Source organism: Bartonella sp. SD1336NMGDW (genome assembly GCF_042193565.1).
In the GTDB taxonomy this organism is placed as follows: Bacteria; Pseudomonadota; Alphaproteobacteria; order Rhizobiales; family Rhizobiaceae; genus Bartonella; species Bartonella grahamii.
Window position 1 is genome coordinate 14,666 of sequence record NZ_JBHILW010000010.1, and the last position, 12,227, is coordinate 26,892.

Here is a 12,227-nt window from a genome sequence, read left to right on the forward strand (position 1 = left end):
AAGAATGCACATGCAAACTGAAATAATAGCGCAATTAGTCTTAATTCTTCCGGAGCTTTTAATCGCATTAGGAGCTGTCGTGTTGCTTATGTTTGGTGTTTATTCCAATACACGTGCTTCTTTAACAGTGACAGGTTTAGCCATGGCACTTCTTGTGGCAACTATTATTATTCTTATAGTTTTTCCGAAAAATGGTTCATTTCAAACCAATGCGCTCGTTATCGATTCCTTTAGTCGTTATATGAAAATTTTAATGCTTATTGGTGCACTCTTTTCTCTTATCATGTCTGTTGGTTTTGCCAATGCACAAAAGTTTAATATATTTGAATTTCCAGTGCTTGTTCTTTTAGCAACCCTTGGAATGATGTTTATGATTTCAGCTGGTAATATGCTGTCGCTTTATATGGGGTTAGAACTGCAATCTTTAGCTTTATATGTTTTAGCAGCGATTAATCGTAATAATGTAAAATCTTCTGAAGCTGGTATAAAATACTTTGTTTTAGGAGCATTATCTTCAGGATTGCTGCTTTATGGTATTTCTTTACTTTATGGTTTTACCGGTCAAATTGGTTTTCACGAAATTGCTCTTGCTTTAAAAGGTAAAAATTTACAATTGGGGGTCATTTTTGGAATTGTTTTTATTTTAGCTGGTTTGGCTTTCAAAATTTCTGCTGTTCCATTTCATATGTGGACACCTGATGTTTATGAAGGAGCGCCAACACCGATTACGGCATTTTTTGCTGGTGCCCCTAAAGTTGCTGCAATGGCTTTAATCATCCGTATTATTGTGATGACCTTTATTCCCCTAGGGCGTGTTGATAATGTGATGCCTGCATGGCAACAAATTTTGGTCTTCATGGCGATTGCATCAATGATACTTGGTGCATTTGCTGCAATTGGTCAAAATAACATTAAGCGCTTAATGGCTTATTCGTCGATCAGTCATATGGGCTATGCACTTGTTGGTTTATCTGCTGGAGATATGCTAGGAATAAAAAGTGTTATTCTTTATATGACGATTTATCTTGGAATGACGATTGGCTCATTTGCTTTTATTCTTGGAATGCGCTCTCAGAATGGCAATGTTGAAAATATTTATGATCTTTCAGGGTTAGCAAAGACAAATCCGTTTATGGCTATTGTTATGACAATACAGCTTTTCTCGTTAGCCAGTGTACCACCTATGGCTGGTTTTTTTGGGAAGTGGTATACATTTTCTGCTGCTGTCCATGCTGGTCTGACGCCACTTGCAGTCGTTGGGATGATAGCGTCTGTCGTTGGAGCTTTTTACTATTTACGAGTCATTAAAATTATGTGGTTTGATGACGCAAAAGCGCATTTTGTTGTTTTATCGAATGAGCTTCAATTTTGTCTTGGTCTTTCTGCATTGTTTATTTTATTTTATACACTTTTTGGAGTTTGGTTTGCTGAATTAGCAGAAAAAGCAGCAGCTGCATTGTTTTAATGAATATGGTTTATATTTTATCAGATTTTGCTCAAGAACAAGGATACACTATTGAAGCGTACGATAGTGTTGACTCAACAAATCTCACTGCGCAACGAAAAGCGCAAACTGGTCATCAAGGTAATCTTTGGATTGTTGCACAAGAACAATCACAGGGAAGAGCAAGAAGAGGGAGGAGTTGGTCTAGTCCCAAAGGGAACCTTTATTCTAGTCTTTTATTAATTGATGATATTGTTCATCAAACTGCAGCTCAACTTGGTTTTGTTGCTGGAATAAGTGTGGTAGAGGCAATAAAACAATTGATAAAAGATGAAAATCAGACAAACAATATTGTGAGTTTAAAATGGCCAAATGATATTTTGTTACAAGGAGCTAAGAGCTCTGGAGTTTTGCTTGAGATTTTAAAGTTGTCATCACAACAATATGCATTGGTTATTGGTATTGGAATAAATGTGAAATATAATTATGAAGATGCACCTTATCCCACTTCAAGCTTAAAGAATATCGGTTTGCATATTGAAGCAGAACAATTATTTACGGTTTTGACGGAGTGTTTTTCTAGAAATTACCTTCTTTGGAAACAACCAAAAGGATGTGAAATAATCCGAAAAAAATGGCTTTTATATTCTGCTCACCTTGGGAAACATGTCAAAGTGGTGAATGATGAAAAAGTCATTGAGGGTGTTTTTGATGGTCTTGATAGTGATTTTAACTGCATCATAAAGCAAAAAAATGGTCAGACAGCCATTATAACAGCTGGAGATATTCATTTTGGTTCGGCTGCTTCTATTAATGCAGGTTGTTATTAAAAAATTATTTTACCATCAGATACCTTAATGATTTTGGGAGATGTTTATGGTTGCAGCTAATAAGAATGAGTTTGTTTTTTTACCTCTGGGGGGGGTAGGTGAAATAGGGATGAATTTAGCTGCTTACGGATTTGGTCCCCAACATCTTCGTGAATGGCTGCTGGTTGATATGGGAATTAGTTTTGCTGGTTCTGAATTACCAGGAGTCGACCTTGTTTTTCCTGATATTCGTTTTCTAGAAAGTGAAAAACATAATATACGGGGTCTTGTTTTAACACATGCACATGAAGATCATTATGGGGCCGTTCTTGATTTATGGCCAAAGCTACAAGTTCCAATTTACTGTACGCCTTTTACAGCAGGATTATTGGAAACTAAAAAACAATTAGATTTTGAATCTCAAAAAAATTTACTCAATATTTTTCAAGCTGGTGATTGTTTTCAGGTAGGTTCCTTTACTGTAGAGGCTATAGCTGTTAACCATTCAATACCAGAATCTGTATCTTTAGCAATTACAACCTCTTTGGGGACTGTGATTCATACTGGTGATTGGAAAATTGATCATACTCCTTCACTTGGGGCTGTGACGGATGAAAAAAGATTTCGTGCGTTAGGAAAAAAAGGTGTTTTAGCATTACTTTGTGATTCTACAAATGCGTGTCGGGATGGTATATCTCCATCAGAGCAGCAGGTTCAAGCCAGTCTTTCTGAGATTATTTCCAAAGCTGAAGGGCGCGTTGCAATAGCAACTTTTTCTTCTAATATTGGTCGGATACGTTCTATTGCTCTTGCAGCTGAAGCTGCTGGACGTAAGGTGCTTGTCATTGGGCGTTCCCTTAAGCGAAGTATTATGGTTGCACAAGAGCTTGGTTATATGAATGGTTTAGCACCATTTGTAACGGAAGATGATTATGGTTACATTTCGCGAAAAGATCTTGTTTTAATTGTCACAGGGAGCCAAGGTGAGCCATGTGCTGCTTTGGCTAAACTGTCACGTGATGGAATGAGAAATATTACACTTTCTGCTGGTGATACCGTTATTTATTCATCACGAAGTATTCCAGGAAACGAAAAAGCGATTATTGAGGTACAAAATCGTTTCATTGATTTGGGTATTGAAATTATCACGAATGAAGATGCACTTGTTCATGTTTCCGGTCATCCCCGTCGTTCAGAACTTTTACAGATGTATGATTGGGTAAAGCCACAGATACTTGTTCCTGTACATGGGGAAGCAATGCATCTTAAGGCTCAGGCAACTTTAGCGCGTCAAGCGGGTATTAAAATTGTTACAGATATCAGAAATGGACATATGTTACGTTTTGCACCGGAGCCTGTAGAAGTTGTTGATCAAGTTCCTGTTGGCCGCATCTATAAGGATGGTTGCCTAATTGGAGATGAAAATGAACTAGGGATTCGTGAACGTCGCAAACTAAGTTATGCTGGTCATGTTACTATTTCTCTCCATATAAATAGTAAGCATGAATTATTAGGGGATATAGGTCTAACAACATTCGGGTTACCTGAAAGTAATGGAAAGGGGGAAAGTTTAAAAGATATTCTTTTAGATATTATAGAAAATACAGTTTATAATATCCCACGCATGAAACAGAAAAATAATGAACTTATTCGAGAGGCAACACGACGTGCAGTGAGAGCGGCTGTTCATGAAATTTGGCAAAAAAAACCTATCTGTACAGTTTTTTTACATCGGTCAAAGTAAAAGAACTTTCATATTACGTTATTTAAAAAGAGAAGAGCATTTTTATTTTATTGCTAAATAAGAAAAATAAAGAATAAAGCCTGGTAAATTTTTAAATAGTAAGATCGTTATATTTGCAAGTATTAAGAATGCGGCTATAGATGAATAGAGGGTGTGATAAATTGTTCCGATATGATAGGTCTGATTAGGAGTTAATTATTTCAATGCGTCTTTCTCAATATTTCCTTCCACTTTTAAAAGAGAATCCTAAAGAAGCAGAAATTGTTTCTCATCGCTTCATGTTGCGCGCTGGAATGATTCGACAACAAACATCAGGGATTTATTCTTGGCTTCCTTTGGGAAAAAAAGTGCTTGATAAAGTTTGTACAATTATTCGTGAAGAGCAAGAACGTGCGGGTGCAATAGAAATATTGATGCCTACAATTCAATCTGCTGATCTTTGGCGTGAAAGCGGTCGTTATGATGATTATGGTTTGGAAATGCTTCGCATTAAAGATCGTCAAAAGCGTGATTTACTTTATGGTCCAACCAATGAAGAGATGGTAACAGATATTTTTCGCTCATATGTTCGTTCTTATAAAGATCTTCCACTTAATTTATATCATATTCAATGGAAATTTCGTGATGAAATTCGCCCACGTTTTGGTGTGATGCGGGCACGAGAATTTTTAATGAAAGATGCTTATTCTTTTGATCTTGATTATGAAGGTTCTAAAACATCTTATAATCGTATGTTTGTTGCTTATTTACGCACTTTTTCTCGTCTTGGTTTAAAAGCAATTCCTATGCGTGCAGATACGGGTCCAATAGGGGGGGAACTCAGTCATGAATTTATCATTTTGGCTGAAACGGGAGAGAGCGCTATCTTCTGTGATAAACAATTTCTTGAACTGACTGTTCCTGATAGTTCAATCGATTTTAGTGATAAAGCTGTTTTGGATGATATTGTTAAACAATGGACATCTTTTTATGCAGCGACGGAAGAAATGCATAATGAAGAGGAGTGGGCTAAAGTTTCTGATCATAATCGTCTTTCAGCGCGTGGTATTGAAGTCGGGCATATTTTCCACTTTGGCACGAAATATTCTGCTCCAATGGGAGCAAAAGTTATGGGACAAGATGGAAAAGAGCATGTAGTCTCTATGGGATCTTATGGTATTGGACCTTCGCGTCTTGTTGCGGCCGCTATAGAGGCTTCTCATGATGAAAATGGTATTATTTGGCCAAAGTCGATGGCACCGTTTGATTTTGGAATTATCAATATGAAATCCGATGATGAAAAATGCACGAAGGCATGTGAGTTTCTCTATCAGGGATTAAAGGAGGCTGGTTTTGATCCATTATTAGATGATAGAAATGAGCGTCCTGGATCAAAATTTGCAACAATGGATTTGATTGGTTTGCCAACGCAAATCATTGTTGGTCCTAACAGCATTGCACAAAATGAAGTTGAAATTAAAGATCGAAAAACAGGTGTAAAAAAATCTCTAAAGGTTGAAGATGTACTCAGCCAACTTTCTATAAATTAATAGGAAATGTTATGAAGAGGCTGAAAGACAAATGGTTTTCATCTTATGAGTGGATGATCGCTTTTCGTTACATGATTCCCAATAAAAAACATGTTGTTGCATCTGTTATTTCAATTATTTCTCTTATTGGGATTATGTTGGGCGTATTTGCTCTGGTTGTTGTTATGGCGGTGATGAATGGCTTTCGTACAGAGCTTCTCAATCGTATTCTTGGTATGAATGGGCATCTTATTGTTCAAACAGTTGATTCTGGTTTTTCTGATTATAAGACTCTTATTTCTTCTTTAGAATCTACAAAGGGTGTGAAGTTTGCTTTGCCTGTTATTGAAGGTCAAGCGCTTGTTCAAGGTGAAGTTCAAGGTGGCTCTGGCGCATTAGTTCGTGGTATGCGCAAACAAGATCTAGAAAAGCTTAAAACAGTCTCTCAAAACATTAAATTAGGATCGATTTCTCGGTTTGATGAAGAAGAAGGTGTTGCAATTGGAAGTGGCTTAGCAGAAAAATTGGGGCTGACAGTTGGAAGAGATATTCGTATTATTACTCCAGATGGTGATGAGACTCCTTTTGGCGTTACCCCACGTGTGAAAGCTTATAAAGTCGTTGCTATTTTTGAAGTTGGTATGTCTGAATATGATTCAATATTTATCTTTATGCCTCTCCATGAAGCACAAATATTTTTTAATTTGGGAGATAAGGTTCAGTCTTTAGAATTATTTCTAAATGATCCTGATGCTGTTGATCAAATAAAACCTATTGTAGAAAAAACAGTTGATCAACAGGTCTATTTAATTGATTGGCGTACACGCAATCAGGCTTTTTTTTCAGCCTTACAGATTGAACGAAATGTTATGTTTTTCATTCTTTCTCTGATCGTTCTTGTTGCTGCTTTAAATATTATTTCAGGGCTGATTATGCTTGTAAAAGATAAAAGTCATGATATTGCGATTTTACGCACGATGGGGGCTCAGCAGAGTGCGATTTTGCGTATATTTATCATTACAGGAATGATGATTGGTTTTATTGGAACTATATTGGGTTTAGTTTTAGGTGTTATCGCGACCGCTAATATTAATCATATCCAAGACTTTATATCTTGGTTATTTAATGTCGACGTTTTTAATCCTCAACTTTATTTTTTAACAAAATTGCCTGCACAAATTGAGTGGAAACAGACCATCTTGGTTGCTATGATGGCTTTATTTTTGTCGTTTCTTGCTGCTCTCATTCCGGCATGGCGTGCTGCTAAGCTAGATCCCGTACAAGCTTTGAGGTATGAATAATGACAGCTATTTTAGAGCTTGTAGAGATTGAAAGACACTTTTTCGAGAGTCATAAGCCGCTTATTGTTTTAGATAAAGCGAATTTTATTCTTAATCGTGGAGAGCTTGTTGCACTTGTTGCACCATCTGGTGCTGGAAAATCAACACTTCTTCATATTGCTGGATTATTAGAAAAACCAACAGCTGGTGATGTGATGTTACGGGGTATTTCTTGTGCAAAGCGCTCTGATAGTGAGCGAACAGCTATAAGACGAAATGATATTGGTTTTGTTTATCAATTTCATCATTTACTTCCAGAGTTTACGGCGTTAGAAAATGTTATGATACCGCAAATGATAGCAGGATTAAAAAAATCCATAGCAGAAGATCGTGCGCGCAAATTATTGACGTATCTGCGTGTTTCTCATCGTGCTAACCATCGTCCCTCAGAGTTATCGGGAGGAGAACAACAACGTGTTGCTATTGCACGTGCAGTAGCAAATGGCCCTTCGGTTCTTTTGGCTGATGAACCTACAGGAAATCTTGATCCCGTAACTTCAGCTTATGTTTTTCAAGCTTTATCTATCCTTGTTCGCCAGTCGGGTCTTTCTGCTCTTATTGCAACACATAATTACGCTTTGGCTAAGCAAATGCATCGTCGAATTACACTTAAAGAACAAAAGATTATAGAACTTCCTTAAAAGCAAGGTACAAATTTTATACGACTAATTGAATAGTTTATATTACTTTATTCAAGGAGATTTTTTATGACAGTTTTTGTCGTTGACAAAAATCAATTAGATGTGCGTCGTCGTCGATTGATTTTTCGTGCATGGCATCGCGGTATTCGTGAAATGGATCTCATTTTTGGACATTATGTCGATACTCATATTACTGAAATGAATGATAAAACGCTCTCTGAACTTGAATATATTATGTCTTTTGATGATCGTGATTTACTCACATGGATTACTGGAGAAGTTTCGCCACCCTCTGAAGTTGATAGTCCACTTTTTCGTGATATTGCCAATTATCGTACTTGCTTAAGTTATTAATCCCGATGCCTATATTTAAAAAAATTGTTATTCCAAAAAATAATTCTGTTCGTATGATTTTTGATGGAGTTCCTGATGGATTTGAAGCCTTTGCGCTTGCGAAATTAAGTTCAGAAATTGCACAAGGTAAACCGCTCATCTATGTTGTCCGCGACGGAACAAAAATTGTTCATTTACAACAAGTTTTAAATTTTATTGAGCCCAATTTACCCATACTTCAATTTCCTGCATGGGATTGTTTGCCTTATGATCGTGTGTCACCAGGAATTTCTGTTATGGCACGTCGATTATCAGCATTGGCACACATAGCAAATTTACGTAAAGATCCGCATCCTGCAATTATATTAACAACAGCAAATGCGATTATGCAAAAGTTACCTCCTCGTGAAATGATAGAAGCTCAGCTTATTCACGCACGTGTTGGCCAGCGCAATAACATGGGAAATCTTATTCAGTTTTTAGAAACCAATGGTTTTGAACGCGTTACGGTTGTCCGTGATGTTGGTGAGTTTGCTGTAAGAGGAGGAATACTTGATATCTTTTCTCCCATGGATGTTGAACCTTTACGTCTTGATTTTTTTGGAGATACCCTAGAAAGTATCCGCATATTTGATCCAGAAAGTCAAAAGACAACAGGCCAAAAAACTGAACTTTTATTACAGGCAATGAGTGAGGTTGTTCTCACACCAGAACGCATAAGCCGTTTTAAGAGCAATTATACCCGTACATTTGGTGTATCACAAAAAAATAACATGCTTTATGAAGCAATTGCTCAAGGTCGGCGTTTTGCCGGTATGGAACATTGGCTTCCATTTTTTTATGAAAACCTTGATAGTTTTTTTGACCATTGTGGCAACTTACCGATAGTTTTTGAGCATCTCATAGAAGAAGCCTTCATTGAACGCTATCGTCTTATTGAGGACTATTATAACGCGCGCAAAGAGCGCGAAAATGATGAAAAAAATTCTACTTCTTATCATCCAATAGATCCTAGTCTTTTTTATTTAACGCCAGAGCGTGTTTTGGAAAGTGTGCAACAATCTTCACAGCGTATTGATTTTTCGCCTTTTAATATTCCACAAAGTTCGGAAAAAACTGTTATTCACACCAATGTTAAACAGGGATATGATTTTGTAAAAGAGCGTAATGCGCAGGAAAAAAATGTTTTTTCAAGTGTTATTGATCATATCGCATCTTTACGCACTGCTGGTAAAAAAGTGCTTTTAGCGTGTTGGAGTGAAGGATCTCTCAATCGTTTGTTACAAGTTCTCGATGAGCATGGATTGAAAAAAATAGATGTTGCAAAATCCTTGCAAACTGTCAAAGCAACACCACGAGATCGCATATTAGCAGCTGTTATCATGATAGAACATGGTTTTGAGGCTGAAGATTTGGCTGTTATAGCAGAGCAAGATATCCTTGGCGATCGTTTTATAAGATCGCCAAAGCGGCGTAAAAATAATACAAATTTTATTTCTGAAATTTCTGCTTTAAATTCTGGTGATATTATTGTGCATATCGATCACGGTATTGGCCAATTTGTTGGTCTTAAAACCATCAAAACCACTGGAATTTTACGAGATTGCCTTGAAATTAGATATGCTGGAGGTGATTTACTCTTTTTACCTGTTGAAAATATTGAGCTTCTCTCACGTTATGGCTCAGAAGGAACAGAGGTAACTTTAGATAAATTAGGGGGTGTTGCTTGGCAAGCACGTAAAGCTCGGCTTAAAAAACATTTATTGGAAATGGCAGGGCAATTAATTCGTATAGCTGCAGAACGTATAACTCGTGCTGCGCCTGCTTTACTTCCACCAGTTGGACCATTTGATGAGTTTGTTGCTTGCTTTCCCTATGAAGAAACGGAAGATCAAATGAATGCAATTGATGCTGTTTTAGACGATTTAGCCTCAGGAAAGCCTATGGATCGCTTGATATGCGGTGATGTTGGTTTTGGAAAAACCGAAGTAGCCATTCGAAGTGCTTTTGTCGCAGCATTAAATGGATATCAGGTTGCTGTTGTTGTACCGACAACTTTGCTTTCACGTCAACATTACAAGACATTTATTTCGCGGTTTCAAGGATTACCGGTTAAAATTGGACATGCTTCAAGGCTTGTAAAAGCAAAAGAACTTGCACAAGTAAAAAAAGGTGTTTCAGATGGTACAATCGATATTGTCATTGGAACCCATGCATTGTTAAGTGGTGCAGTTAATTTTTTACGATTAGGCCTTCTCATCATTGATGAGGAGCAGCATTTTGGTGTCAAACACAAAGAGCGTTTAAAAGAGCTTAAAAGTGATATTCATGTTCTCACACTTTCAGCAACTCCCATACCACGCACTTTAGGGTTAGCATTATCCGGTGTACGTGAACTTTCATTGATAACAACGCCCCCCATTGATAGAATGGCCGTTCGTACTTTTATTTCACCCTTTGATGCACTTGTTATACGAGAGACCCTGCTTCGAGAATATTATCGTGGCGGACAAAGTTTCTATATTTGTCCTCGTATTTCTGATCTGACTTTTGTAGAAGAATATCTCAAAACACATGTGCCAGAACTGAAATTCGTTGTGGCTCATGGACAAATGCCGGCTGGACAACTTGATGATATCATGAATGCATTTTATGATGGGCAATATGATGTTTTGCTATCGACAACCATTATTGAATCTGGTCTTGATATTCCAACAGCCAATACCCTAATTGTGCATCGCGCTGAGATGTTTGGTCTTTCTGCACTCTATCAGTTACGAGGGAGGGTAGGGCGCTCAAAACAACGTGCTTATGCACTCTTTACATTTCCTGCTGGTAAAGTTTTAACAGCTGCTGCTGATCGTCGTCTTAAAGTTTTACAATCTCTTGACACCTTGGGGGCTGGTTTTCAATTGGCAAGCCATGACATGGATATCCGTGGTTCAGGCAATTTTTTAGGTGAAGAGCAATCGGGGCATATTAAAGAAGTTGGATTTGAACTCTATCAAAAAATGCTTGAAGAAGCTGTTGCTGAATTAAAAGATGGAGAGCTAAATGAAGATAAGCAATGGTCTCCTCAAATTTCACTTGGTACAACAGTGATGATACCAGAAAGTTTCGTGCCTGACTTGCCATTACGTATGGGGCTTTATCGTCGTTTAACAGAACTTGATGATTTAGAACAAATTGATGAATTTGCTGCGGAGTTAATTGATCGCTTTGGTCCTTTACCGCTTGAAGTTCAACACCTTCTTAAAGTCTTTTATATCAAAACATTGTGTCGAAAAGCGCATGTAGAAAAATTGGATACTGGACCAAAGGGGATTGTTATACAGTTTCGCAATAATTATTTTGCAAATAGTGTTGCTCTTGTTCAGTGGGTTGGAAAACAAGGTTCGATGGCAAAAATTCGACCAGATCAAAGTATCGCTCTTATTCGTGATTGGTCCACAGCGGATGAAAGGCTTGTTGGAGCAGCGAATATTATGACACAGCTTGTCGAAATGGCAGAACAACATTCTGGTTAAAAACTTCTTTGTTGTTTCAGAATTGTTACTCGTTTTTATAAAATTATTATATAAAAACAAATAGTTATTAATTTTTTATAAGAATAAAATTTAAGTTTATAATAAAAGAACTTCTTACATATTCATTTTGCGTTCTTCATCATAAGACATATTGATATAATGAAGAAAATAGCTTAGACGGTGTAACCGCAATAAATAGAACGTGCATATAAGTATCTTCTCTAAAAAGCAAAAACTTAAGCCAAGATAACATGCTTTCTTCATTACAAAAGTTACTAACGATAGTTTTTACTCCCTGTAATGTATGGCATAAAAACGCTCACGCTGATTTATCTTCTAAGGAACAATACCAACATTAAAAAACAAAAGAAAGAATACTAAAGATAGCATATAATTTATTGAAGATAAGTATTTATCATTTAGATATTTTGGGAAAAAATTTTCTAAAGCAGAATACTATAAGCGTTTGCAGGAACGAAATAAGTTTTTAAAAGAACTGAAAAATCTGAAGAATAAATATTATAATCTTGGTTCGAAATTACAGGATCTATTTGAAAAAATAAAAATTTATCTCTAGGGTAGATATAGCGAGAGAGTACGAAGTAGGAGAATACGAAGAAAAGCTGAATTATTTAATAAATGGAAAATTATCCTCATATTTATTATTAGTTGCAAAGTTTTAGTGGATATATTGCAGAGTGATATAGGTGCTATTTTACGCAAAGATTTTGATTGGAAAGATAAAGATTTTTATTGAGTAAAAGACGCAATTAATTCGATAAGCCCCAGTTTCTAGCAATATAAAAGAATTGCTAACAGAAGGCTCTTAATAGCTATGAAAAACAAACATTTGATGATGTAAAAGATAAATTATTATTATA

General features: G+C 36.6%; 8 protein-coding genes. All 8 read left to right on the forward strand.

Annotated elements, in window-relative coordinates; genetic code table 11:
- Positions 1 to 10: 10 nt before the first annotated feature.
- The 8 genes from nuoN (at position 11) to mfd (ending at position 11,346) form a co-directional block, all read left to right on the forward strand.
- Positions 11 to 1,465 carry an NADH-quinone oxidoreductase subunit NuoN gene (gene nuoN, locus ACFIKH_RS06620; RefSeq protein WP_375627305.1) on the forward strand — a complete coding sequence of 485 codons (1,455 nt, stop codon included), beginning with the start codon at positions 11 to 13 and terminating at the stop codon, positions 1,463 to 1,465.
- A complete protein-coding gene (locus tag ACFIKH_RS06625; protein WP_375648395.1) occupies positions 1,465 to 2,274 on the forward strand; it encodes a biotin--[acetyl-CoA-carboxylase] ligase in 810 nt (269 codons plus the stop codon). Before nuoN ends, ACFIKH_RS06625 begins: the two co-directional genes overlap by 1 nt.
- Before the next feature lie 46 nt (positions 2,275 to 2,320).
- Positions 2,321 to 3,997 carry a ribonuclease J gene (locus tag ACFIKH_RS06630; protein WP_375627303.1) on the forward strand — a complete coding sequence of 559 codons (1,677 nt, stop codon included), beginning with the start codon at positions 2,321 to 2,323 and terminating at the stop codon, positions 3,995 to 3,997.
- Positions 3,998 to 4,200: 203 nt separating this feature from the next.
- The gene (gene proS, locus ACFIKH_RS06635) at positions 4,201 to 5,526 is read left to right on the forward strand and encodes a proline--tRNA ligase (protein ID WP_375648396.1); all 1,326 of its coding nucleotides are present in this window, start codon (positions 4,201 to 4,203) and stop codon (positions 5,524 to 5,526) included.
- Positions 5,527 to 5,537: 11 nt separating this feature from the next.
- Complete coding sequence (locus ACFIKH_RS06640) at positions 5,538 to 6,806, forward strand: lipoprotein-releasing ABC transporter permease subunit (protein ID WP_375671254.1); 1,269 nt, start codon at positions 5,538 to 5,540, stop codon at positions 6,804 to 6,806.
- Positions 6,806 to 7,486, forward strand: coding sequence for an ABC transporter ATP-binding protein (locus ACFIKH_RS06645; RefSeq protein WP_375627301.1), 681 nt, complete (start codon positions 6,806 to 6,808; stop codon positions 7,484 to 7,486). Before ACFIKH_RS06640 ends, ACFIKH_RS06645 begins: the two co-directional genes overlap by 1 nt.
- A 66-nt stretch (positions 7,487 to 7,552) precedes the next feature.
- The gene (locus tag ACFIKH_RS06650) at positions 7,553 to 7,840 is read left to right on the forward strand and encodes a succinate dehydrogenase assembly factor 2 (protein WP_375627300.1); all 288 of its coding nucleotides are present in this window, start codon (positions 7,553 to 7,555) and stop codon (positions 7,838 to 7,840) included.
- A 5-nt stretch (positions 7,841 to 7,845) separates the two neighbouring features.
- Positions 7,846 to 11,346 (forward strand): transcription-repair coupling factor, encoded by a 3,501-nt coding sequence (gene mfd, locus ACFIKH_RS06655; RefSeq protein WP_375671256.1) that lies wholly within the window; start codon positions 7,846 to 7,848, stop codon positions 11,344 to 11,346.
- The last annotated feature ends 881 nt before the right edge of the window (positions 11,347 to 12,227 follow it).